Consider the following 24,903-nt stretch of genomic DNA (forward strand, 5'->3'; position numbering starts at 1 on the left):
ATTATTCAGACAATTCTGAGTTCAAAGAGTCTCCCTTGCTCGTGTAGCATCCGCGCCTATGAAGTTTCCAGGAAGATTTACCAGCGGCTTGGTTCTGCTGTTCACCAGCTGCGGCGCATTCGCACAAAGCGAATTGGACGTGCGGATCAAGCCATCAAACGACGCGTTGAAAGCCAACATCGTAGGCTACATCGGCGGGGTGGGCGATCGTGATGAAGAGGCCTTGCTGCGGTTCAGCCGTGGCGCCGAGGAGCAGGCGCGCAAAGCCGCGCAGGCACTGGGTTTCTATCAGCCACTGATCGAGAGTGATGTGAAGGGCGGCAAGAACCCGCGCCTGATCCTCACCATCGACCCCGGCGAGCCGGTGCATTTGCGCAACGTGACCATTCGGGTCGACGGTCCTGCCGCGAACCTCAAGACGTTTCGCGTGCCCGCCAGTGACGACCTCAAATCCGGCGCCGTGCTCAACCACGGCCATTACGAAGACGCCAAGCGCCTGATCCAGAACCAGGCGTCGCGCTACGGCTTTTTCAGCGGGCGCTTTACTCGCCAGACACTCTCGGTTGACCCGCAGGCCGGCGTCGCCGATATCGAACTCATCTATGACAGTGGCCCGCGCTACACCCTGGGCAAGGTCAGCTTTGCCGGCGATACGCCGTTTGACGAAGACCTGCTGCAACGCATGGTGCCGTTCAAAAGCGGTGACCCCTACGATTCCGAACTGATCGCCGAACTTAACCAGAACCTGCAGGCCAGCGGCTTTTTTGAAGGCGTGCGCGTGGACGCCGCCCCGGCGGCCTCGAGCAAAGACGTGATCCCGGTGGCCGTCAACCTGCAAACCCGCAAGCCGCGCACCATGGGCCTGGGCCTGGGTTTCTCCACCGACGTCGGCCCGCGCGGCAAGGCCAACTGGACCCGTCACTGGGTCAACCCCCAGGGCCACAGCTATGGTTGGGAGGCCGAACTGTCGGCGCCACGCCAGAACGTCGGCCTGTGGTACGACATTCCGCTGGACCCGCCGCTCACTGATAAATTGCGCTTCGCCGGCGGTTACCAGAATGAAGAGATCGCCAATACCGACACCTTGAGTAAATTGCTCACCCTCGGCCCTGAATGGCACAGCAAGTTGCCCAGCGGCTGGACCCGCGTGATCTCGCTCAAATACCAGCGCGAAGAATATCGGTTGGGCAATGACTCCGGCCTCAGCAACCTGGTCATGCCCGGCATCAGCTATTCCTACCTGCGCAGCGATAACCGCATCGACCCGCACAACGGCTACCGCCTGCAGTTCGACACCAAGGTCGCGAAGGAGGGCCTGGGCTCCGACACCAACCTGCTTTACGGCACGGCCATGGTCAAGGGTTTGACCACCCTGTGGGACAACCACCGGTTCCTGGCCCGGGCCCAGGTCGGCGGCAGCGCGACCAATGGCTACAAGTCGGTGCCGCCGTCGCTGCGCTTCTTCGCCGGTGGCGACCAGAGCGTGCGTGGTTACGAGTACCAGACGCTCTCGCCTGAAAACGACCGCGGCGACCGTATCGGCGGCCGCTACATGGTGGCCCTGAGCGCCGAGTACCAATATTCCATCGCCGAGAAATGGCGGATCGCAACCTTTATCGACCAGGGCAACTCGTTCAATTCCCTGGAGCTGCCCAGCCTCAAGACCGGCGTCGGTGTCGGCATTCGCTGGGTCTCGCCGGTGGGGCCGATCCGCCTGGACCTGGCCCATGCCCTGGAAGACCCGGGCGGCGTTCGTTTGCACTTTTCCATGGGGCCTGAGCTGTGATGCGTGGTGTAAAAATAGCGGGGCTGGCCGTACTGGCAATCCTCGCCGTGCTGTTGCTGGCACTGTGGGCAATCCTCGGCACCCAGGCCGGCAGTCGCTGGGCCCTGGGGCGTGTGCCGGGGTTGAGCGTGGAGAATTTCCAAGGGCATTTGGGTGGCCAGTGGAGCGCCGACCATCTGCTGTGGGCGCAAGACGGCAGTCGTGTCGAGCTGAAGGCGCCGACGTTGGATTGGTCGCCGGCGTGCCTGTTGCGCATGACCGTGTGCATCAATCGCCTGGACGTGAATCAAGTCAGCCTGCAGTTTGCGCCGAGCACCGAAGAGAGCAGCGGGCCGATTCAATTGCCGGATCTGAAATTGCCCGTTTCCATTCAATTGGGCGACGTTCGCGTCGGTAGCCTGCTGTTCAATGGCAGCGAGGAACTCCAGGGCCTGCAGCTTGCAGCGCACTGGACCGCCGCCGGGATGCAGATTGACTCGGTGCACCTGCAACGCGACGACCTGGTGCTGGACCTTGCCGGCCTGCTGCAACCCAGCGGCGACTGGCCGTTGACCGCCAGCGGTGACCTGAGCCTGCCTTACGCCCCCGGCGGTGCGCCGTGGAAAGTGGCGCTCAAGGTCGATGGCGACTTGCTCAAAACCCTCAAGCTCGACGCCGACAGCAGCGGTTACCTGCCGGCCAAACTGCGCGGCGAGCTGCAGCCCCTGGCGGAAAACCTGCCCGCGCAGTTGCACATCACCGCGGATGGCTTCAAGCCGAGTGCGGATTTGCCCGACACCCTGCAACTCAATCAACTCGACCTCAGCGCCAAGGGCGACTTGAGCAGCGGCTACCAGCTGCTGGGCAAGGCCGTGCTGCCGGCGGAAAAGGGCCCGGTGGACCTGCTGTTGCAAGGCAAGGTCGACGCCAAGGGCGCGCAGATCGCCGGCCTCGACCTGAATGCCGGTGACCGCCAGAGCCTGAAACTGACGGCGCAACTGGACTGGCAACAAGGCTTCAGCGCCGAGGCCAGGATCGATTGGCTGGACTTCCCGTGGCATCGCCTGTACCCGCTGATCGACGAGCCGCAGGTGGTATTGCGCACCTTCAACGGTGAAGTCTCCTACAAGGACGGCAACTACCTCGGCAATCTCAAGGCCGACCTCGACGGCCCGGCCGGCAAGTTCACGGTGGTCACGCCCTTCAGCGGCGACCTCAAGCAAGCGTTCCTGCCCGAGCTGAAACTCAGCGCCGGCCAAGGCAAGGCCGAAGGCCACCTGAACCTGCAGTTTGCCGACGGCATCGGCTGGGACACCGCGCTGGACCTGTCGGCGCTGAACCCGGCGTACTGGGTCGCCGAGTTGCCCGGCACCCTGGCCGGGCCGCTGCGCAGCCAAGGTGAATTCAAGAACGAACAGCTCAAGCTCAACGCCGACCTCGACCTCAAGGGCCGCCTGCGCGGGCAAACCGCCGTGCTGGCCGCCAAGGCCGAAGGCGCGGGCGAGCAATGGACCCTGGCCAACCTGGATATTCGCCTGGGCGACAACCGCATCAATGGCAGCGGCAGCCTGCAGCAACGCCTGGCCGGGCAGATCGATATCAAGCTGGCACGCCTGGCCCAGCTGTGGCCGCAGCTGCGTGGGCAGGTCAATGGCCGGCTCGACGTGGCCGGCAGCCTCCAGGCGCCGCAAGGCAAGCTCGACCTCAAGGGCCAGCAACTGGCATTCGCCGATAATCGCCTGCAAAGCCTGAGCCTGGACGCCAACCTGGACAGCGCCCAGCGCGCCAGGATCGACCTCAAGGGCAGCGGCATCCAGGCCGGCGACACCCAGGTCGGCACCCTCACGGCCAGTGCCCAAGGCGATATCAAGAGCCAGAAGGTCCAATTGGACCTGGCCGGTCCGTTGATCAAACTGGCCCTGGCCCTCGACGGCAACCTTGATAAAGGCAACTGGCGCGGGCGCCTGGCCAGTGGCGATGTGCAAGCCGGGGGCCAGGACTGGAAGCTGCAGGCCCCGGCAAAAATCGAACGCCTGGCCGACGGCAAGCTGACATTTGCCGCGCACTGCTGGGTGTCCGGCGCGGCCAGCCTGTGCGGTGAAGACCAGCGCCTGATGCCCGAGCCGAAGCTGCGCTACCACCTCAAGCAGTTCCCCATCGACAGCCTGGCGGCGTTTTTGCCCAAGGACTTCGCGTGGCAGGGCAAGCTGAATGCCGACGTGCAACTCGACCTGCCCGACAGCGGGCCCAAAGGCGTGATCTCGGTGGATGCCAGCGGCGGCACCATGCGCGTCAAGGACAAGGACCAGTGGCTGGATTTCCCCTATGACACCCTCAAGCTGGAAACCACCCTCAACCCCAAGCGCATCGACACCCAGCTGAACTTCCGTGGCGGCCAGCTCGGCGAGCTGTTGCTGCAGGCGCAGATCAATCCACTGCCGAAAAACAAGCCGATCACCGGCAACTTCAGCCTCACTGGCCTCGACCTCGCCGTGGCGCGGCCGTTTGTGCCGATGGTGGAAAAACTCACCGGCAAGCTCAACGGCAGCGGGCGGATTTCCGGCGGATTGCTGGCGCCGCAGGTCAACGGCAACGTCAACCTGGTGGGCGGTGAAGTGTCCGGGCCGCAACTGCCGGTCAGCCTTGAAGGCCTGAACGTGCAGGCGCTGATTGCCGGCGAGAGTGTGCAATTGAATGGCGCATGGCGCAGTGGCAAGGCCGGGCAGGGCAGCCTCAAGGGCCAGATCGACTGGGGCCAGGCGCTGGTGGTGGACCTCAGCCTGCAAGGCTCGCAACTGCCGGTCACGGTGGAGCCTTATGCGGTGCTGGAAGTGGCGCCCGACCTGAAGATCAGCCTGAAGAACGACAAACTGGCGATTGCCGGCAAGGTGCAGATCCCGCGCGGCGACATCACCGTGCGTGAGCTGCCGCCGTCGACGGTCAAGGTCTCGGACGACACGGTGATCGTCGGCAGCCAGACCGAGGAGGGTAAGCCGCCAATGGCGATGGCCATGGATATCGACGTCGCGGTGGGCGAGGACAAGCTCAACTTCGCCGGCTTCGGCCTGACCGCCAAGGTGCAGGGCCATGTGCACATCGGCGACAACATGGATACCCGTGGCGAGCTGTGGCTCAACGACGGCCGCTACCGCGCCTACGGGCAGCGCCTCGATGTGCGTCGCGCACGCCTGCTGTTCGCCGGGCCGATCGACCAGCCCTACCTGGACATCGAAGCGGTCCGCAAGACCGACGACGTGGTCGCCGGTATCCGCCTCAGCGGCAGCGCCGAGCAGCCGACCACGCAGATCTTCTCGGAGCCGGCGATGAGCCAGGAGCAGGCGCTGTCCTACCTGGTACTGGGGCGTCCGCTGAGCAGCACCGGCGAAGACAACAACATGCTTGCCCAAGCCGCCTTGGGCCTGGGGCTGATGGGCAGTGCCGGGGTGACCTCGGACATCGCCAACAAACTCGGTATCCAGGATTTTGACCTCGACACCCAGGGCAGTGGCACCACCACGGCGGTGGTGGCCAGCGGCAAGATCACCGAGAAACTCAGCCTGCGCTACGGGGTCGGGGTGTTCGAACCGGCCAGCACCATTGCCTTGCGTTATCTGCTGAGCAAGAAGGTGTACCTGGAAGTGGCGAGCGGCGTGGCCAGCTCTCTGGATATCTTCTACAAGCGCGATTTCTGACCTTCCTCTTTTTACCGGCGTTAGCGGTTCATCAGTCGATACTTTCATTGACTGATGCACCGCCATCGCCGGCAAGCCTGCGCCTGCAGTTCTGGTTTTCTGCCGCCTGTCAGCTAATTAGCAAGCAAGCTAATTATTCCATTTGACATTCGCTGCCTAAGCAGTAACATCTCGTCATACATTCACTGCCTAGGCAGTAATAAGGTGACTTCCGATGAAACACTTCACCCCTGACAACTTCCACAACTGCCATCTCGGCCTGTTGCTGGGCCGCGCCGCACTGCTCAAAGACCGCATCATCGACACCCATATGGAACCCCATGGCATCACCGCCGCGCAGTTCAAGGTGCTGATCATCATGGCCCAGTACGGCGTCGACACCCCGGCGGAGCTGTGCCGCAACCTCTCGCTGGACAGCGGCTCGATGACACGCATGCTCGACCGCCTGGAGCAAAAGGGCCTGCTGGGGCGCAAGCGTTCCGAGCTGGACCGCCGCCAGGTGCAGTTGGTGCTGACCACCGAAGGCCAGCGCCTGGCGGACATGCTGCCGCACATCGGCGCCGATGCGCTGAATCAGTTGGCCGGCGCCCTGGAGCCCGGTGAGTTGCAAACCCTGGAAAAGATCCTCAAGAAAATTCTGATAGCTGCCGGTGATCCCATCACCCTGCAGCGGGTAGGTAAAGAATGAACACACGTGCCCTTAGCCTGGTGCTGGTGGCCATGAGCATGGCCGGTTGCGCCAACTTCAGCGGTCTCGACACCCAGGGCCAGCGCCTCGACGCCAATACCTTGCAGGCCGGTAAGTCCTTGAGCGGCGTGACGCTGTCGAGTGCTGCCTGGCCCACCGCCGACTGGTGGAAAAGCCTGGGCGACCCCCAGCTCGACGGCCTGATCCAGGAAGCCCTGCAGAACAGCCCCGACATGCAAGTGGCCAGCGCCCGTGCCCATCAGGCCGAAGCCGCTGCCTATGCGGCGAATGCCGCTCGCATGCCGACCCTCGACGCCAGCGCCGGTGTGAGCCGCTCACGCCTGGCCAAGGATCAGGACCCGCTGGGGCAGGGCGATGCCTACGCCACCGTGCGTAATATCGGCGCCAGCTTCAATTACAACTTCGACCTCTGGGGTGGCCAGCGCGCCGCGTGGGAAGCCGCGCTGGGCCAGGCACGTGCCGCCGAAGTCGACCAGCAGGCCGCACGCCTGACACTCGCCGCCAACGTGGCCAAGGCCTACAGCGATTTGGGCCAGGCGCATATCGTGCGTGACCTGGCCAATGATGACCTCAAGCGCACCCGGCAAATGCTCGACCTGGGCAAGCGTCGGCTCAACTCCGGCATCGACAGCCAGTACCAGTACCAGCAGACCGAAAGCCTGGAAGCCAGCTCCCAGTCGCAACTGATCGATGCGGAAAAGCAACTGCAGAGCGCCAAGATCGCCCTCGCCGTGCTGCTCGGCAAAGGCCCGGACCGTGGCGGTGAGTTGACCCGTCCCAACGTGCTGAAACCCAGCGCCGTGGCGGTGCCTTCGGTATTGCCGGCCGAATTGCTCGGCCGTCGTCCGGACCTGATCGCCGCGCGTTGGCGCGTGGAGGCGGCGAGCAAGAATATCGCCGCCGGCAAGGCCAACTTCTACCCCAACCTCAACCTGAGCGCGAGCGCCGGAGCCGAGTCGTTGCTGGGTGACGCGATGTTCGGGTCGGCCAGCCGCTTCTTCAGCATCGCGCCGACGATCTCGCTGCCGATCTTCGACGGTGGCCGCCTGCGCGCCGACCTCGACGCCCGCGACGCCGACTACGACCTGGCGGTGGCCCAGTACAACAAGACCCTGGTGCAAGCCCTGGGCGATATCGGCAACACCCTGTCGCAACTGCGTGACACCGGTCGGCAGATCCAGGCCCAGCAACACGCCGCGGACATTGCCCAGCAGTCCTACGAGACCGGGGTGCAGCGCTACAGCTCCGGCATCGGCAACTATCTGGATGTGCTGAGCATCGAGCAGCAGTTGCTGCAGGCCCAGCGCCAGCTGGCGACGCTGAATGCAGCGCAGATCGATCTGTCGATTCAATTGATGCAGGCCCTGGGTGGCGGCTACAGCGCCAACAACGTGGCAGCGACCACCCCAGCCACACGCACGGAATAATTTGAGGTATTTGTCATGGCCACTGCCGAAAACACCAACGCAAGCGAACAACCCAAAGCCACCGAACAACCCAAAACGGACAACAACCCGCGTAAACGCAAGATCATGCTGATCGGCCTCGCGCTGATCGTCATCCTCGGCGTGCTGGGCGTGTGGGGCTGGTATGAGCTCTACGGCCGCTTCAATGAAAGCACCGACGACGCCTATGTGAACGGCAACGTGGTCGAGATCACCCCGTTGGTCACCGGCACCGTGGTCAGCATCGGCGCCGACGACGGCGACCTGGTCCACGAAGGCCAGGTGCTGGTCAACTTCGACCCGAATGATGCCGCCGTCGGCCTGCAAAGTGCCCAGGCCAACCTGGCCCGCACCGTGCGCCAGGTACGGGGTTTGTACAGCAACGTCGACGGGATGAAAGCCCAGGTGCTGGCGCAGCAAGCCAATGTGCAGAAGGCCCAGGACAACTACAACCGTCGTAAGAACCTCGCCGCGGGCGGCGCGATTTCCCAGGAAGAACTCTCCCACGCCCGTGACGACCTGACCTCGGCGCAAAACGCCCTGGCCAACGTGCAGCAGCAGTTCAAGACCACCAGCGCGCTGGTGGACGACACCGTGATTTCGTCGCACCCGGACGTCCAGGCCGCCGCCGCGCAACTGCGCCAGGCCTACCTGACCAATGCGCGCAGCACCTTGATCGCGCCGGTCACCGGCTACGTGGCCAAGCGCACCGTGCAACTGGGCCAGCGCGTCCAGCCGGGCACTGCGCTGATGGCGGTGATTCCGCTGGACCAGCTGTGGATTGACGCCAACTTCAAGGAAACCCAACTGCGCGACATGCGCATCGGCCAGCCGGTGGATATCGAGTCGGATATCTACGGCAGTGACGTGAAATTCAGCGGCACCGTGGACAGCCTGGGCGCCGGTACCGGCAGCGCGTTTGCCCTGCTGCCGGCGCAGAACGCCACCGGTAACTGGATCAAGATCGTGCAGCGTGTACCCGTGCGTATCCACATCAACGCCGATGAGCTGGCCAAGCACCCACTGCGAGTGGGCTTGAGCACCGTGGTCAATGTCGACCTGCACGACCAGAGCGGCCCGGTACTGGCGCAGCAGGCGCCGCAAAAGGCTTCGTTCACCACCAACGTGTATGACCGCCAACTGGCCGAGGCTGACGCCATGATCACGCAGTTGATCCATGACAACAGCAGCGCCGCACCCAAGGCTGCGCAACGCTGATGAGCAATAACGCCTCCTTCACGCCACCCAGCCTGTTGATGGCCACTATTGGCCTGTCGCTGGCGACCTTTATGCAGGTGCTCGACACCACCATCGCCAACGTGGCGTTGCCGACCATTTCCGGCAACCTCGGCGTGAGTTCGGAGCAGGGCACCTGGGTGATCACCTCGTTTGCGGTGAGCAACGCGATTGCCTTGCCGCTGACCGGCTGGTTGAGCCGGCGCTTTGGCGAGGTGAAGCTGTTCCTGTGGGCGACCCTGCTGTTTGTGCTGGCGTCGTTCCTGTGTGGTATTTCCACCTCGATGCCCGAGCTGATCGCCTTTCGGGTCGTGCAAGGCCTGGTTGCCGGGCCGTTGTACCCGATGACCCAGACGCTGCTGATCGCGGTCTACCCGCCGGCGAGGCGCGGCATGGCCCTGGCGTTGCTGGCGATGGTCACGGTGGTGGCGCCGATTGCCGGGCCGATCCTCGGCGGCTGGATCACTGACAGCTACAGTTGGCCGTGGATCTTCTTCATCAACGTGCCCATCGGGATCTTCGCGGTGATGGTGGTGCGTTCGCAGCTGAAGAAACGCCCGGTGGTCACCAGTTACCAGCCGATGGACTATGTGGGGCTGTTGAGCCTGATCGTCGGGGTCGGCGCCTTGCAGATCATCCTCGACAAGGGCAACGACCTGGACTGGTTCGAGTCCAACTTCATCATCATCGGTGCGGCGATTTCGGTGATTGCCCTGGCGGTGTTCATCATCTGGGAACTCACCGACAAGCACCCGGTGGTCAACCTGCGGCTGTTCGCTTACCGGAACTTCCGCATCGGCACTATCGTGTTGATCCTGGGGTATGCGGGCTTCTTCGGTATCAACCTGATCCTGCCGCAGTGGCTGCAAACTCAGATGGGCTACACCGCGACCTGGGCCGGCCTGGCGGTGGCGCCGATCGGCATCCTGCCGGTGCTGATGTCGCCGTTTGTCGGTAAGTACGCGCACAAATTCGACCTGCGCCTACTGGCAGGCCTGGCGTTCCTGGCGATTGGCCTGAGTTGCTTCATGCGTGCCGGCTTCACCAACGAAGTGGACTTCACCCACATCGCCCTGGTGCAGCTGTTCATGGGCATTGGCGTGGCGCTGTTCTTCATGCCGACCCTGAGCATCCTGATGTCCGATTTGCCGCCCCAGCAAATTGCCGACGGGGCCGGCCTGGCGACCTTCCTGCGGACCCTGGGCGGCAGCTTCGCGGCCTCGCTGACCACCTGGATCTGGATTCGCCGCGCGGACCAGCACCATGCGTACATGAGCGAAAACATGACCACCTACGACTCGGCCACCCGCGACGCGCTGCAAGCGCTCGGTGGGGCAGGGCACAAGGCTTATGCGCAGCTGGACCAGATCCTCACCAGCCAGGCGTACATGATGTCCACCGTGGACTACTTCACGTTGCTGGGGTGGATGTTCATGGGCTTGATGTTGCTGGTATGGCTGGCCAAGCCGCCGTTCGGCGCGAAGGCCGGGCCGGAAGCCTCCGGGCACTGATACCCGGATCATCCCGAGCCCTGTAGGACCCGGCTTGCTGGCGATGGCGGTGGTTCAGTCGATAAATCTATTGACTGACAGACCGCCTTCGCAGGCAAGCCAGCTCCCACATTTGGATCTCTGTTCACAAGGGATGCGTGGTGTTTGAAAATCAGGCGCCAGGCAACACCAATTGCGGCTTCACAACCTCAAGCTGAGACAGCACGCGGTCAACAAAGTGGGAGCGGGCTTGCTCGCGAAGGCGCCGGATCAGTCGATAAATGAATCGACTGACACACCGCCTTCGCCGGCAAGCCAGCTCCCACATTAGGACCTCTGTTCACAAGGGATGCGCGGTGTTTGAAAATCAGACGCCAGGCAACACCAATTGCGGGTTCACAACCTCAAGCTGAGACAGCACGCGGTCAACAAAGGTGGGAGCGGGCTTGCTCGCGAAGGCGCAGGATCAGTCGATAAATGAATTGACTGACACACCGCCATCGCCGGCAAGCCAGCTCCCACATTTGGATCTCTGTTCACAAGGGATGCGCGGTGTTTGGGAATCAGGCGCCAGGCCATACCCACTGCGGCTTCACAACCTCAAGCTGAGACAGCACGCGGTCAACAAAGTGGGAGCGGGCTTGCTCGCGAAGGCGCAGGATCAGTCGATAAATGAATTGACTGACACACCGCCTTCGCAGGCAAGCCAGCTCCCACATTTGGATCTCTGTTCACAAGGTATGTGTGGTGTTTGAGAGTCAGGCACCGGGCAACGCCAATTGCGGCTTCACAACCTCAAGCTGAGACAGCACGCGATCAACAAGGTGGGAGCGGGCTTGCTCGCGAAGGCGCCGGATCAGTCGATAAATGAATCGACTGACACACCGCCTTCGCAGGCAAGCCAGCTCTCACATTGAGGTCGCTGTTCACAGGGGATGCGCGGTGTTTGGGAATCAAGCACCGGGCAACGCCAGTTGCGGGTTCACAAAGTCAAACGCCGCCAGCTGAAACCCTTGCTCATCCACCTGCAAGGCCCAGCTTTGCTTGTCCCAGTCCCCCAGCACGATACGCTTGGCCGCCTGGTCTCCAATCTGCAACTTATGGATGGCCGGGCGGTGCGTGTGGCCGTGGACCAGGGTGCGCACGCCGAACTGCTGCATCACCCTGGGCACTTCCTCGGGGGTGACGTCGACGATGTCGTTGGTCTTCATGCGCGTTTGCGCGCGGCTTTCACTGCGCAGCTTGCGTGCCAGCTTGTGGCGGGTGCGCAGCGGCAGGTGGCGCAGGATAAACAGCACGATCGGGTTACGCAGGATGCGCCGCAGCTTCATATAGCCAAGGTCGCGGGTACAGAGGCTGTCGCCGTGCATCAACAGCACAGGCTCGCCATGGAGCTGCACGACACTCGGGTCCTTGAGCAAGGTGGCGCCTGCAGCTTTGCAGAACCCCTTGCCGATGAGGAAATCGCGGTTGCCATGCATGATGAAAATCGGGGTGCCGCTGTCGCTCAGCTCGCGCAAGGCTGCGCAAATCGAGCGCTGGAAGGGCGTCATCCCATCGTCGCCAATCCAGGCTTCAAAGAAGTCCCCCAGAATGTACAACGCCTGGGCGCCACGGGCGCGGTTGTGGAGCAGATCCAGAAACGCCCGGGTGATGTCCGGGCGCTCCTCTTCCAGATGCAAATCTGAAATCAGCAATATCACTCAACGATCTCGGCTTTCTCGACGATCACGTCTTCTACCGGAACGTCCTGGTGACCGGCTTTACCGGTGGTCTGAACGCCTTTGATCTTGTCGACGACGTCCTGGCCTTCGGTGACTTTACCGAACACTGCGTAGCCCCAGCCCTGAACGTTCTTGCCGCTGTGGTTCAGGAAAGTGTTGTCGGCGACGTTGATGAAGAACTGCGCGGAGGCCGAATGCGGCTCCATGGTACGGGCCATGGCGACGGTGTACTTGTCGTTGGAAAGGCCGTTGTCCGCTTCGTTCTGGATGCTTGGACGCTTGTCTTTCTTTTCCTTCATTCCAGGCTCGAAACCGCCGCCCTGGACCATGAAGTTGCCGATGACACGGTGGAAAACAGTGTTTTCGTAGTGGCCGGCCTTAACGTATTCGATGAAGTTGGCGACGGTGATCGGCGCTTTCTCGGCGTTCAGCTCGATGACGATGTCACCGTGGTTGGTGGTCAGTTTGACTTGAGTCATGTTCACTACTCTTTTCAGGGAATTCGTGGGTTTGGACGCCTGCGCGCCTTACCAGGTTGGCGAAATCGCGGCCAAGGCGCGCAGTTTAGCGTGCCCGGCAGGAATTTCGAGGTGGTTTTTTACCGCCCGTGCATTAAATGCAGCAGTTTTTGGCCACGCTCTGTCAGCGGCTTGACCGCTTCGGCTATGATAAGCCCTTTGTTTTACTTGGCCCCAACCGGCCACGAACCTGTCTGTTCAAGGATCCTATGAGCAAGCCCACTGTCGACCCTACCTCGAATTCCAAGGCCGGACCTGCCGTCCCGGTCAATTTCCTGCGCCCGATCATCCAGGCGGACCTGGATTCGGGCAAGCACACGCAGATCGTCACCCGCTTCCCGCCAGAGCCCAACGGCTACCTGCACATCGGTCACGCCAAGTCGATCTGTGTGAACTTCGGCCTGGCCCAGGAGTTCGGTGGCGTCACGCACCTGCGTTTCGACGACACCAACCCGGCCAAGGAAGACCAGGAATACATCGACGCCATCGAAAGCGACATCAAGTGGCTGGGCTTCGAATGGTCCGGTGAAGTGCGCTACGCCTCGAAGTATTTCGACCAGTTGTTCGACTGGGCCGTCGAGCTGATCAAGGCCGGCAAGGCTTACGTCGACGACCTGACCCCGGAGCAAGCCAAGGAATACCGTGGCACGCTGACCGAGCCGGGCAAGAACAGCCCGTTCCGCGACCGTTCGGTGGAAGAGAACCTCGACTGGTTCGCCCGCATGCGCGCCGGTGAGTTCCCGGACGGCGCCCGCGTACTGCGCGCCAAGATCGACATGGCCTCGCCGAACATGAACCTGCGCGACCCGATCATGTACCGCATTCGCCACGCTCATCACCACCAGACCGGTGACAAGTGGTGCATCTACCCGAACTACGACTTCACCCACGGTCAGTCGGACGCCATCGAAGGCATCACCCACTCGATCTGCACCCTCGAGTTCGAAAGCCATCGCCCGCTGTACGAGTGGTTCCTCGACAGCCTGCCGGTGCCGGCGCACCCGCGCCAGTACGAGTTCAGCCGCCTGAACCTGAACTACACCATCACCAGCAAGCGCAAGCTCAAGCAGTTGGTGGATGAGAAGCACGTGCATGGCTGGGACGACCCACGCATGTCGACGCTGTCGGGTTTCCGCCGTCGCGGCTACACCCCGGCATCGATCCGCAATTTCTGCGAGATGGTCGGCACCAACCGCTCCGACGGTGTGGTCGACTACGGCATGCTCGAGTTCAGCATCCGTCAGGACCTCGACGCCAACGCCCCACGCGCCATGTGCGTGCTGCGTCCGTTGAAAGTCGTGATCACCAACTACCCGGAAGACAAGGTCGACCACCTCGAACTGCCGCGTCACCCGCAGAAAGAAGAACTCGGTGTGCGCAAGCTGCCGTTCGCGCGTGAGATCTACATCGACCGCGATGACTTCATGGAAGAGCCGCCAAAAGGCTACAAGCGCCTGGAGCCGAACGGCGAAGTGCGCCTGCGCGGCAGCTACGTGATCCGCGCTGACGAAGCGATCAAGGACGCCGACGGCAACATCGTCGAGCTGCGTTGCTCGTACGACCCGGACACCCTGGGCAAGAACCCTGAAGGCCGCAAGGTCAAGGGCGTGATCCACTGGGTGCCGGCCGCTGCCAGCATCGAGTGCGAAGTGCGCCTGTACGATCGTCTGTTCCGCTCGCCGAACCCTGAAAAGGCCGAGGACAGCGCCAGCTTCCTGGACAACATCAACCCTGACTCCCTGCAAGTACTCACTGGTTGTCGTGCCGAGCCATCGCTTGGCGACGCACAGCCGGAAGACCGTTTCCAGTTCGAGCGCGAAGGTTACTTCTGCGCGGATATCAAGGACTCGAAACCAGGCGCTCCGGTATTCAACCGTACCGTGACCTTGCGTGATTCGTGGGGCCAGTGATTTAAGGGATTTGTCGTGCTAACGATCTACAACACACTCAGCAAGACCAAAGAAGTCTTCAAGCCGCTGGATGGCAACAAGGTGCGCATGTACGTGTGCGGCATGACCGTGTACGACTACTGCCACATCGGCCACGGCCGCAGCATGGTTGCCTTCGACCTGGTGACGCGCTGGTTGCGCTTCAGTGGTTATGACCTGACCTACGTGCGCAACATCACCGACATCGACGACAAGATCATCAATCGCGCCAACGAAAACGGCGAGTCGTTCGGCGCGTTGACCGAGCGCATGATCGCCGCGATGCACGAGGACGAGGCCCGCCTCAACATCCTCAAGCCGGACATGGAACCGCGTGCCACCGACCACATCCCTGGCATGCACGCGATGATCCAGACCCTGATCGACAAGGGTTACGCCTACGCCCCGGGCAATGGTGACGTGTACTACCGCGTCGCCAAGTTCATGGGCTACGGCAAGCTGTCGCGCAAGAAAATCGAAGACCTGCGCATCGGCGCACGCATCGAAGTCGACGAAGCCAAGCAGGATCCTCTCGACTTCGTGCTGTGGAAAGCCACCAAGCCCGGCGAGCCGAGCTGGGAGTCGCCCTGGGGCGCCGGGCGTCCGGGCTGGCACATCGAATGCTCGGTGATGTCCACCTGCTGCCTGGGCGAGACCTTCGACATTCACGGCGGCGGCAGCGACCTCGAGTTCCCGCACCATGAAAACGAAATCGCCCAGAGCGAAGCCGCCACCGGCAAGACTTACGCCAACGCCTGGATGCACTGCGGCATGATCCGCATCAATGGCGAGAAGATGTCCAAGTCCTTGAACAACTTCTTCACCATTCGCGACGTGCTGGCAAAGTACCACCCGGAAGTCGTGCGTTACCTGCTGGTGTCGAGTCACTACCGCAGCGCCATCAACTACTCGGAAGACAACCTCAAGGACGCCAAGGGCGCCCTGGAGCGTTTCTACCACGCGTTGAAAGGCCTGCCCGCCGTGGCCCCGGCCGGCGGCGAAGGTTTCGTGGCGCGCTTCACCGAAGTCATGAACGACGACTTCGGCACACCCGAAGCCTGCGCGGTACTGTTCGAGATGGTGCGCGAGATCAACCGCCTGCGCGAGAGCGATCTCGATGCAGCGGCGGGCCTGGCGGCGCGCTTGAAAGAGCTGGCCAGCGTGCTCGGCGTGTTGCAGATGGAAGCCGATGACTTCCTGCAAGCCGGCGCCGAAGGGCGTGTGGATGCGGCTGAAGTCGATGCGTTGATCCAGGCGCGCTTGACCGCCCGCACCAATAAAGACTGGGCGGAATCCGACCGTATCCGTGACCAACTGACCGCGATGGGTGTGGTGTTGGAAGACGGCAAGGGCGGGACGACGTGGCGGTTGGCTGATCAGGCTTGATTGGTAAACGCTGAATGAAAAACGCCCCGACTGGTTCGGGGCGTTTTTTTGCATGCCGGTTTAACGGCTCACTCGATCCATTGTGGGAGCGGGCTTGCTCGCGAAGGCGGTGTGTCAGTCACAGCTGCAGTGGCTGACACACCGCCTTCGCGAGCAAGCCCGCTCCCACATTTTTTACCGTGTCCACTTCGCGAATTCTTCGGTTTCAGATTTATCTGTGAAAAGCCAAATGCTTGCCAGCGCTTGAGCTGACGCCAGGTCCTCCGTAGCGTTGGCCGGCAGCGTCTGGGTACGATAAACACGCGATAGCCTTCCACGGACGGCTATGGTTTTTCAGAAGGGTTTAGTCAATGGATTGTTGGCAGACACGCGGCCGATCCGCAGATGTCCCCAATCCAAATGTGGGAGCTGGCAAGCCAGCTCCTACAGTTTTCAGCGTGGCCGCTTCATTCAGTCGTTATCTACGCCTGACGTAGTCCACCCATTCGTACTCAAGGCCCTCGTGCTGTCGGACGCCATGGCGGCAGACCTCAACGAACTCATGCTCAAAACGCGGAAACCTGGCTTCACCCTCGTGATCATCGTCGAACAGGGTCAGGTACAGCCTGTCCACAAGGTGTATCGCTTGGTCATAAAGCTCTGGCCCGCCACCGATATGAATTTCCTCGGGGGTGTAGAGGGCTGCGCGTTCTAGTGCCGCTGCCAGGGATTGGCAGGCGATCGCGTGCTCGTGCACATAGTCGGGGTTTCTGGACAGCACGATGTTGGGCCGATTGGCCAATGGCCTACCGCTGAGGGCAATGACCGACTCGAAGGTTTTTCGGCCCATGATGACCGGCTTGCCAATCGTCTTGGCAGCGAATCTGCGCAGATCATCCGGCACCATTCGCAACAGTCCGCTGGCTTTGCCGATGGAGCGATTACGGCTGCCTATGCCTGCGACCAATGCGAGGGGTGGGTTCATGGTCTGTTCCTTCAGAGAAATCCATTATTGCGCGGCGTGAGCGCCTGACATTACTTGATACCGACTTTGCACAAAACCATTGTCCGACACGTAGGTGCCAACATGCTGCAGCTCCTGCTCACTGCCAACCTGGCTGAACAGTGGAATGCCTTGCCCCAGCAAAACCGGGATACGCGTAATGATCAGCTCATCGATCAGGCCCGCGTCAAGAAACGCCTGGATCGTCTGGCCACCGTCGATATAGAGGTGCTTCATACCGCGTTCGGCTAACGTTGCCACGAGTGAGGTGACGTCTCCTGCCATGACCTCGACCTTGCCCTCCAGATGCGCAGGGATCTGCAGAGGCTGATGGGAGAGGGCAATGACGGGGGTGCCCTCGTAGGGCCAATCCGGGAAGGACGAGACTTTCTCCAGGGTTTTGCGACCCATTACCAGTGCATCGACCGTGGCGATGAAGCGTTCATAGGTCACGCCGTTCAGCTCGGCGGTTTCGTATTCCGGTCGGTGCAACCATTCGATATCACCGTCTGGACGGGCAATAAAGCCGTCGATGCTGGTTGCGATAAAAACGGAACAGCGGATATCCATGGCGAAAACTCCTTTTAGTGCGCTTTGACGCTAATACTCATTTAATCCTCGCGTGCCACAACCGGGCGTCTGAGAAACAATCCTGATGCCCTTTTCTGTCGCGCGAGGATGTATGCGAAGTTGGTTGATCCGTTACCGTTACGCAATCATTTTCTGGATATGCTTCGGCGTTTTCCGTACCTCCCTGGCCGACTGGAATCCGATTCCCTCCGGCTCCATGCGCCCGACCTTGCTGGAAGGCGATGTGGTGCTGGTCAATCGCGTCGCGTATGACCTCAAGGTCCCGCTCACGGACATTTCCCTGGCCCACCTCGATAACCCCCAGCGCGGCGATGTGGTGACGTTTTCGTCACCCAAGGATGGCATGCGCCTGATCAAGCGGATTGTCGGCGTTCCCGGCGACACCCTGGAAATGCGCGATGAAGTGCTGTGGGTCAACGGTACGCCAGCCACCTACAGTGATGCGCAGGACATCAGCGAGCCAATTGTCCCAGGTCATACGGTACCTGGGATCAAGCTGAACGAATTGGCCGCCAACCGCCAGCGTACTGTGCAGTTCATGCCGACGGTGCGGGCGATGCGCAATTTCGCGCCAGTGGTGGTGCCGGCCGACAGCTATTTCATGCTGGGGGATAACCGCGATAACAGCGATGACTCGCGATACATCGGCTTTGTGCCACGTCGGTTGTTGATCGGTCGGGCGCATCACGTGCTGGCGTCGGCGCAGATTCTCGATGATTGGATGCCACGGTTTCGCAGGTTTGGCGCGTCGATCTTGTAACGGAATCTGTGCTATCTGAAGGGCAACAAGAGCCACTGATGGAGATTCAAATGACGTGTATTTTCTGCAGCATTGTTCAAAAGACCTCCCCAGCGCACATTCTGTGGGAAGACGACCAGCATATGGCGTTTCTTTCGATCTTTCCCAACACACCGGGTTTCAGCGTGGTAATCCCCAAGCAGCACTACGGCAGCTATGCGTTTGCGCAGTCGGATGAGGTGTTGGCCGGGCTTGCTATCGCCGCGAAGAAGACTGCGCAACAGATCGACCGCGCGTTTCCCGATGTGGCCCGTACGGGGATGATTCTTGAAGGGTATGGAGTGGATCATCTGCATGCGAAGCTGTTTCCCATGCATGGGACGGGCGGGGACAGTACCTTCAAGCCCATCAGCTCCAAGGTGGAGAAGTTCTTCGAAGCCTATGAGGGCTATATCTCGTCCCACGATTTTGTGCGGGCGGATGATGCCGAGCTAGCGGAGTTGGCGGCGCATATCAGATCATTTGTCTAATGAAAAACCAAATGTGGGAGCGGGCTTGCTCGCGAATGCGGTGGGTCAGTCGCTGATGTGCTGACTGAAAAACCGCATTCGCGAGCAAGCCCGCTCCCACATTTTTTACTGTGTTCGCTTGATGAATCAGCGGCGGCTGCTGACTTCGGCGGGTACATCATCGCCGGCCATGCGCTTGCGAAACAGCGCCGTGCGCGCCAATAGCAGCGTGGTCACCGGCACCGTGATCGAGAGCAAGATCGGGATCAGCCAGCCGTGCAACACCGGCCCGGACTTGAGCACCGAAAAATAGATAATCGACGCCAACGCCACGCACCAGGCGCCCAGCGTCGAAGCCAGGGCAGGCGGGTGCATGCGCTGGAAGAAGTCCTTCATCCGCAGCAAGCCAAGCGCGCCAATCAACGCAAATACGCTGCTGAGCACCAGCAGCACTGCGACAACGATTTCCATCCACAACGGCATCATTCAATCACCTCCCCACGCAGCAGGAATTTCGCCAGGGCAAACGAGCCCACGAAGCCGAACAGTGCAATCAGCAGCGCCGCTTCAAAGTAGGTGTCACTCGCATACCGAATGCCCAGTACCAGCATCATCAGCATCGCCAGGATGTACAGGTAGTCCAGCGCCAGTACCCGGTCCTGGGCCGACGGGCCCTTGAACAGGCGGATCAGGGTCAGCACCATGGCCAGCGAGAACAGGAACAGGCTGAACAGGATCGCATTGGAAAGCAGGGCGCTCATTCGAAGATCTCCATGAGGGGCCGTTCATAGGCATCCTTGAAGTGCTGGATAAAGTGCGCTTCGTCATCCAGGTCGAACACGTGCAGCAGCAGGATGCTGCGGTCCAGCGCCAGTTCAGACCAGACGGTGCCGGGCGTGACGCTGGTGATCATCGACAGTACGGCCAGGCCGTTGGCGTCGCGCAGGTCCAGGGGGATCTTGATAAAACGTGAGCGCGGCGGGCGTGACCCACACGTCAGCACGCCCCAGGCCACTTGCAGGTTGGAGATGATCACATCCCGGCCCACGCGCAAGAACAGGCGAATGATCACCCCAGGGCGACGGATACGGATTGGCAACGGCCGCAACGGCGCCATCAGCAAGGGCGCAAGAACGCCCAGCAACGCACCCAGCAGCAGGTTGCCGGGGCTCAACGACAGGTTCAACACCAGCCACAATACCCACAACGCCAGGGACAGCCACGGGGCAGGGAACAGACGCTTCATGGCTGCACCTCCAGCGCGGCGGACTTGGCTTCAGGGCTCGGAATTGGGCGCGTTGCCATGACGGCCATCACGTAGTGTTCCGGGTTGTTGAGGCTCTCGGCGGTGGCCTGGGTGTAGCGCATCAACGGTTCGGCCTTGAAGGTCAGCAGGATGCTCAAGCCCAGCAGGAAGAAGATCGGCACGCACTCATAGCGGCGCAGCAGCGGCGAGGGGCGCTCCTCCGGGGTCCAGAAGCGCTGGATGCCCAGGCGGGCGAAGGCGATCAGCGAGGCCAGGCCGGACAGGATCAGCAGCGCCACCAGGCCCCAGGCCGCAGGACGAATCGGCTCATCGACACTGACGCCCAGGCCCAGCGGATTGACCAGCGCACTCAACAAGCTGAGCTTGCCGATAAACCCCGACAGCGGCGGCATGCCGATGATCAGCAAGGCGCACGCCACGAAGCTCAAGCCGAGGAAGGCCATGGTCCAGGGGATGACCTGGCCGATCACGGCCTTTTGCTCGTCATCCAGGTTGACGCCCGGACGCGGGTGCAAGGACTCCATGGCCTTGGGCAGCGCGTCGATTTCCTCGTCCAGCGGCAGGTCATTGGCCGAGCGCGAGCGTTCGATCAATTCGGCCAGCAGGAACAGCGCGCTCAGCGCCAGCGTGGAGCTGACCAGATAGAACAACGCGCCGGCAGTCAGGCTGGGCTGGGCAAAGCCCACCGCTGACAACAGGATCCCGGCCGAAACCAGGATGCTCAGGCTTGCCATGCGCTCCAGCCGCTGCGCAGCGATCATCGCCAGCGCCGCGCAGATGATCGTGGCCATGCCGCCGTACACCAGCCAGTCGCCGCCAAACAGAGCCGAGGCCCCGGCCTGGCCGGAGAACAGCAGGGTCCACAACCGCAGCACGGTGTACACGCCGACCTTGGTCATGATCGCGAACATCGCCGCCACCGGTGCGCTGGCCGAGGAATAGGCGGGCGCGAGCCAGAAGTTCAGCGGCCACATGCCGGCCTTGGCCAGGAACGCGGTGGCGAGGATTGCCGCACCGGCGTGCAGCAAGCCGCGATCAGCCTCAGGCACCAGCGGGATTTTCAGTGCCAGGTCAGCGAAGTTCAGCGTGCCGGTGACGCCGTAGATCATCGCCGCACCAATCAGGAACAACGACGACGCCAGCAGGTTGATCGCAATGTAATGCAGCCCCGACGACACCCGCGCCCGCCCCGAGCCGTGCAGCATCAAGCCGTAGGACGCCGCCAGCAGCACCTCGAAGAACACGAACAGGTTGAACAGGTCGGCGGTCAGGAACGCGCCGTACAGGCCCATCATCTGGATCTGGAACAATGCATGGAAACTGGTGCCGGCACGGTCCCAGCGAGCCATGGCGAACAGCAGCGCGCTCACCCCGATGATCCCCGTCAGCACCAGCATCAGTGCCGACAGTTGGTCGATCACCAGCACAATGCCGAACGGCACCTGCCAGTTGCCCGGCAGGTACACGCCAATCGAGCCGGGGCCGCCTTTTTGCGTCCAGTACAGCAGCAGAATCGCGATACCCAGGCCGATCATGCTCGAGAACAGGTTGATGCGCGCCTTGAGCGGGCGGTGCTTCTCGCCGAGCATCAGCATCAACGCGGCAGTCAGCAGCGGCAGCAGGATCGGCGCGACGATCAGTTGATTCATCCACGTCATTCCTTGGGCTCCCGGCCGTCCACATGGTCCGTGCCGGTCAGGCCCCGGGAGGCCAGCAGCACCACCAGGAACAAGGCGGTCATGGCGAAGCTGATCACGATGGCCGTGAGCACCAGCGCCTGGGGCAGCGGGTCGGTGTAGTTGAGCAGGTCTTGCGGCACGCCGTCCTTGATGATCGGCTCCTTGCCGATAAACAGGCTGCCCATGCTGAAGATGAACAGGTTGACCCCATACGACAGCAGGCACAGGCCCATCACCACCTGGAACGTCCGTGGGCGCAGGATCAACCAGACGCCGGAGGCCGCCAGGACCCCAATGGCGATTGCGATGACTTCTTCCATCAGGCGGCTCCTTCCGTTGCGGCAACCACTTTGGCCTGGTTGCTCGGTTTATGCGCTCGTACGGATTGGTGACCGAGGGCGGTGAGCATCAGCAGCGTCGAGCCGACGACCATGGCGTACACGCCGACGTCGAAGAACAACGCGCTGGCGATATGAATGTCGCCCAGCAGCGGCAGGCTGAAATGCCAGGTGTGCGTAGTAAGGAAGGGATACCCGGCAAACAGCGCACCGAGCCCGGTAAGGGTCGCCGAGAACAGCCCGAAGCCCATCCAGCGCATCGGCCGCAGGCTCATCTGCGCCTCGACCCACTGGGTGCCGGCGACCATGTATTGCAGGATAAACGCCACCGACATCACCAGCCCGGCGACGAAGCCGCCGCCCGGTTGGTTGTGGCCGCGCATGAACAGGTAGAACGACACCACCAGCGCAATCGGCAGCAGCAGGCGCACCAGCACCGCCGGCACCATCATGAAGCCCAGGGCGGTGTCGCTGGCCTGGCGCGGGTTGACCAGGTCGGTGGCCACGTCCGGCGCGAGCTGGCGCTGTTGCGCCGGCAGTTGCATGCTTTCCTTGGACGGGCGGAAGCGGCGCAGCAGGGCGTACACCGTCAGCGCCACGGCGCCGAGCACGGTGATTTCGCCCAGGGTGTCGAAACCCCGGAAGTCCACCAGCATCACGTTCACCACATTGCTGCCGCCGCCTTCGGGCAGGGCGCGACTCAAGTAGAACGAGGAAATGTCGTTGGGTGTCTGGCGCGTCAGCATCGCGTAGGACAGCAGCGCCATGCCGCCGCCCACCACGGTGGAGAGCAGGAAGTCACGCAGGCGACGGATACGTGCCTTGCGCAGCGAGCTGGGCAGTGGCGAGACTTCTTCGATCCGCCGTGGCAGCCAGCGCAGGCCCAGCAGGATCAGCACGGTGGTCACCACCTCGACCACCAGTTGCGTCAGCGCCAGGTCCGGCGCCGAGAACCACACAAAGGTGATGCAGGTCATCAGGCCGCACACGCTGACCATGGTCAGGGCCGCCAGCCGGTGATACTTGGCCTGCCAGGCAGCGCCGAGGGCACAGGCAATCGCCAGCAGCCACAAGGTCACGAACACGATGGAACCCGGGATTTTCGGGCGGTCGCCCCAACTGATGCCGCTGTGCAGCATCGGGATCAGGCCGGCGATCACTGCCGCCAGCACCAGCAGGAACAGCTGGGTCTGCAGGCGTTTGGTGCTGATGCGTTTTTCGATCTTGCGCACGCCGCGCATCATCACTACCAGGCTGCGCTCGAAGCCGCGCTTGCCGTTGAAATAACTGATGATCGGCGGGTATTTGAAGCGCCCGCGCTTGAGCTGCTTGCGCAGCAGCAGGTACAGCACCACGCCACCGGACATCGCCACCAGGCTCATGATCATCGGCGCATTCCAGCCGTGCCAGATCGCCAGGCTGTACTCGGGCAGCACTCCGCCCGCGACCGGCAGGGCAGCGGCGGCGAGGATCGAACCGACCACCTGGGCCGGGAAGATCCCCACCAGCAGGCAGGTGAACACCAGCAGCTCGACCGGCGCGCGCATCCAGCGCGGCGGTTCGTGTGGGGTGTGCGGCAGGTTGGTGGCGGTCGGGCCGAAGAACACGTCGACAGTGAAGCGCAGGGCGTAGGCCACGCTGAACGTACCGGCAATGGTCGCGATCAACGGCAGGGCGAACTCCACCCAGGCGGTCGAGGTGATGAACACGGTTTCGGCGAAGAACATCTCTTTGGACAGGAACCCGTTGAGCAGCGGTACGCCGGCCATGGAGGCACTCGCGACCATCGCCAGGGTCGCGGTAAACGGGATCAACCGCACCAGGCCGCTGAGCTTGCGGATATCGCGGGTGCCGCTTTCGTGGTCGATGATGCCGGCGGCCATGAACAGCGAGGCCTTGAAGGTCGCGTGGTTGAGAATGTGAAACACGGCGGCGACGGCGGCCAGCGGGCTGTTGAGGCCCAGCAGGAGGGTGATCAGCCCGAGGTGGCTGATCGTGGAGTAGGCCAGCAGGCCCTTCAGATCGTTTTGAAACATGGCGCAGTAAGCGCCGAGGAGGAGGGTGAGGGCGCCGGCACCGCCGACGATCCAGAACCATTCTTCGCTGCCGGACAGCGACGGCCACAGGCGGGCCAGCAGGAACACGCCGGCCTTCACCATCGTCGCCGAGTGCAGGTAGGCGGAAACCGGGGTCGGCGCCGCCATCGCGTGGGGCAGCCAGAAGTGGAACGGGAACTGTGCGCTCTTGCTCAGGGCGCCGATCAGCACCAGCGCCAGCATGACCGGGTAGAGCGAATGCGCGCGAATCTGCTCGCCCGCCGCCAGCACCAGGTCCAGGTCATAGCTGCCGACGATATGCCCAAGCAGCATTACCCCGGCCAGCAGGCACAGACCGCCCGCACCGGTGACCATCAGCGCCATATAGGCACCCCGGCGTGCATCGGCGCGGTGGTGCCAGTAGCCGATCAGCAGGAACGAGAACAGGCTGGTCAGTTCCCAGAAAAACACGATCTGGATCAGGTTGCCGGAAATCACCAGGCCCAGCATGGCCCCCATGAAGGCCAGGAAAAACGCGAAGAAACGCGGCACCGGGTCTTCCGGTGACATGTAGTAGCGGGCGTACAACGACACCAGCGTGCCGATGCCCAGCACCAGCATCGAGAACAGCCAGGCGAACCCATCCATGCGCAGCACGAAGTTCAGCCCGAGGCTGGGCAACCACATGAATTCTTCGCGGATCACGCCACCGTGGGCGATCTGGGGGTAGAGCAGGGCGACTTGAATCGTGCCGACCAAGGCCACAAGGCCCGCCAGCAGGGATTCGGTGTTACGTGCATTGTGCGGCAGCAAGGCCGCCAGACAGCTGCCAATAAAAGGCAGAAGCAGTAGAACTATCAGGGACATAG

At 62.2% G+C, this 24,903-nt stretch carries 20 protein-coding genes; 10 read left to right on the top strand and 10 right to left on the bottom strand.

Annotated elements, in window-relative coordinates:
• The first annotated feature begins 58 nt into the window (after positions 1 to 58).
• From AC07OJ_RS24755 to AC07OJ_RS24780, 6 genes are all read left to right on the top strand, one after another.
• Positions 59 to 1,786, top strand: a complete 1,728-nt coding sequence (locus AC07OJ_RS24755; RefSeq protein WP_495095369.1) for an autotransporter assembly complex protein TamA — start codon at positions 59 to 61, stop codon at positions 1,784 to 1,786.
• Positions 1,786 to 5,457 carry a translocation/assembly module TamB domain-containing protein gene (locus tag AC07OJ_RS24760; protein WP_495095370.1) on the top strand — a complete coding sequence of 1,224 codons (3,672 nt, stop codon included), beginning with the start codon at positions 1,786 to 1,788 and terminating at the stop codon, positions 5,455 to 5,457. The genes AC07OJ_RS24755 and AC07OJ_RS24760 overlap by 1 nt, the downstream gene beginning before the upstream one ends.
• 214 nt (positions 5,458 to 5,671) lie before the next feature.
• Positions 5,672 to 6,145 (top strand): MarR family winged helix-turn-helix transcriptional regulator, encoded by a 474-nt coding sequence (locus AC07OJ_RS24765; protein WP_065901046.1) that lies wholly within the window; start codon positions 5,672 to 5,674, stop codon positions 6,143 to 6,145.
• Positions 6,142 to 7,593 carry an efflux transporter outer membrane subunit gene (locus AC07OJ_RS24770; protein ID WP_495095371.1) on the top strand — a complete coding sequence of 484 codons (1,452 nt, stop codon included), beginning with the start codon at positions 6,142 to 6,144 and terminating at the stop codon, positions 7,591 to 7,593. Before AC07OJ_RS24765 ends, AC07OJ_RS24770 begins: the two co-directional genes overlap by 4 nt.
• A gap of 15 nt (positions 7,594 to 7,608) precedes the next feature.
• On the top strand, positions 7,609 to 8,829 hold the full coding sequence (locus tag AC07OJ_RS24775; protein ID WP_065901042.1) for an HlyD family secretion protein: 1,221 nt from the start codon (positions 7,609 to 7,611) through the stop codon (positions 8,827 to 8,829).
• Positions 8,829 to 10,358: a DHA2 family efflux MFS transporter permease subunit gene (locus tag AC07OJ_RS24780; RefSeq protein ID WP_065901037.1), complete on the top strand. Its 1,530-nt coding sequence runs from the start codon at positions 8,829 to 8,831 to the stop codon at positions 10,356 to 10,358. Before AC07OJ_RS24775 ends, AC07OJ_RS24780 begins: the two co-directional genes overlap by 1 nt.
• Before the next feature lie 932 nt (positions 10,359 to 11,290).
• Here AC07OJ_RS24780 and lpxH read toward each other — a convergent pair.
• Both lpxH and AC07OJ_RS24790 read right to left on the bottom strand, forming a co-directional pair.
• Positions 11,291 to 12,040 (bottom strand): UDP-2,3-diacylglucosamine diphosphatase, encoded by a 750-nt coding sequence (lpxH, locus tag AC07OJ_RS24785; protein WP_495095372.1) that lies wholly within the window; start codon positions 12,038 to 12,040, stop codon positions 11,291 to 11,293.
• Entirely contained in the window at positions 12,037 to 12,540 is a 504-nt protein-coding gene (locus AC07OJ_RS24790; protein ID WP_003211783.1) for a peptidylprolyl isomerase, read from the bottom strand. Before AC07OJ_RS24790 ends, lpxH begins: the two co-directional genes overlap by 4 nt.
• Positions 12,541 to 12,788: 248 nt before the next feature.
• Between AC07OJ_RS24790 and AC07OJ_RS24795 the strand changes: the two genes are divergently transcribed.
• Together AC07OJ_RS24795 and cysS are read left to right on the top strand one after the other, a co-directional pair.
• Positions 12,789 to 14,489: a glutamine--tRNA ligase/YqeY domain fusion protein gene (locus tag AC07OJ_RS24795; protein ID WP_106803390.1), complete on the top strand. Its 1,701-nt coding sequence runs from the start codon at positions 12,789 to 12,791 to the stop codon at positions 14,487 to 14,489.
• Between the two features lie 15 nt (positions 14,490 to 14,504).
• Positions 14,505 to 15,893, top strand: coding sequence for a cysteine--tRNA ligase (cysS, locus tag AC07OJ_RS24800; protein WP_495095373.1), 1,389 nt, complete (start codon positions 14,505 to 14,507; stop codon positions 15,891 to 15,893).
• Between the two features lie 457 nt (positions 15,894 to 16,350).
• Here the strand turns inward: cysS and AC07OJ_RS24805 are convergent, their stop codons facing one another.
• Positions 16,351 to 16,857 (bottom strand): dihydrofolate reductase, encoded by a 507-nt coding sequence (locus AC07OJ_RS24805; RefSeq protein WP_495095374.1) that lies wholly within the window; start codon positions 16,855 to 16,857, stop codon positions 16,351 to 16,353.
• Between the two features lie 24 nt (positions 16,858 to 16,881).
• On the bottom strand, positions 16,882 to 17,445 hold the full coding sequence (locus tag AC07OJ_RS24810; protein WP_495095375.1) for a dihydrofolate reductase family protein: 564 nt from the start codon (positions 17,443 to 17,445) through the stop codon (positions 16,882 to 16,884).
• Between the two features lie 112 nt (positions 17,446 to 17,557).
• On the opposite strand from AC07OJ_RS24810, the gene lepB reads away from it, so the two are divergent.
• Positions 17,558 to 18,226, top strand: a complete 669-nt coding sequence (lepB, locus tag AC07OJ_RS24815; protein WP_065901009.1) for a signal peptidase I — start codon at positions 17,558 to 17,560, stop codon at positions 18,224 to 18,226.
• Positions 18,227 to 18,276: 50 nt separating this feature from the next.
• Entirely contained in the window at positions 18,277 to 18,735 is a 459-nt protein-coding gene (locus AC07OJ_RS24820) for an HIT family protein (RefSeq protein WP_106805635.1), read from the top strand.
• A gap of 126 nt (positions 18,736 to 18,861) precedes the next feature.
• Here the strand turns inward: AC07OJ_RS24820 and AC07OJ_RS24825 are convergent, their stop codons facing one another.
• From AC07OJ_RS24825 to AC07OJ_RS24850, 6 genes are read right to left on the bottom strand one after another with little or no spacing between them, the layout of a single operon-like run.
• Positions 18,862 to 19,200 carry a Na+/H+ antiporter subunit G gene (locus AC07OJ_RS24825; protein ID WP_065901007.1) on the bottom strand — a complete coding sequence of 113 codons (339 nt, stop codon included), beginning with the start codon at positions 19,198 to 19,200 and terminating at the stop codon, positions 18,862 to 18,864.
• Entirely contained in the window at positions 19,197 to 19,475 is a 279-nt protein-coding gene (locus tag AC07OJ_RS24830) for a K+/H+ antiporter subunit F (protein WP_005789171.1), read from the bottom strand. The genes AC07OJ_RS24825 and AC07OJ_RS24830 overlap by 4 nt, the downstream gene beginning before the upstream one ends.
• A complete protein-coding gene (locus AC07OJ_RS24835; protein ID WP_495095376.1) occupies positions 19,472 to 19,960 on the bottom strand; it encodes a Na+/H+ antiporter subunit E in 489 nt (162 codons plus the stop codon). Before AC07OJ_RS24835 ends, AC07OJ_RS24830 begins: the two co-directional genes overlap by 4 nt.
• The gene (locus AC07OJ_RS24840; protein ID WP_106803395.1) at positions 19,957 to 21,639 is read right to left on the bottom strand and encodes a monovalent cation/H+ antiporter subunit D; all 1,683 of its coding nucleotides are present in this window, start codon (positions 21,637 to 21,639) and stop codon (positions 19,957 to 19,959) included. Before AC07OJ_RS24840 ends, AC07OJ_RS24835 begins: the two co-directional genes overlap by 4 nt.
• A complete protein-coding gene (locus tag AC07OJ_RS24845; RefSeq protein WP_003192163.1) occupies positions 21,636 to 21,980 on the bottom strand; it encodes a Na+/H+ antiporter subunit C in 345 nt (114 codons plus the stop codon). Before AC07OJ_RS24845 ends, AC07OJ_RS24840 begins: the two co-directional genes overlap by 4 nt.
• Entirely contained in the window at positions 21,980 to 24,901 is a 2,922-nt protein-coding gene (locus AC07OJ_RS24850; protein ID WP_495095377.1) for a monovalent cation/H+ antiporter subunit A, read from the bottom strand. Before AC07OJ_RS24850 ends, AC07OJ_RS24845 begins: the two co-directional genes overlap by 1 nt.
• Between the last annotated feature and the right edge of the window lie 2 nt (positions 24,902 to 24,903).

The sequence above is a fragment of the Pseudomonas sp. GW821-FHT09C08 genome, assembly GCF_059418125.1.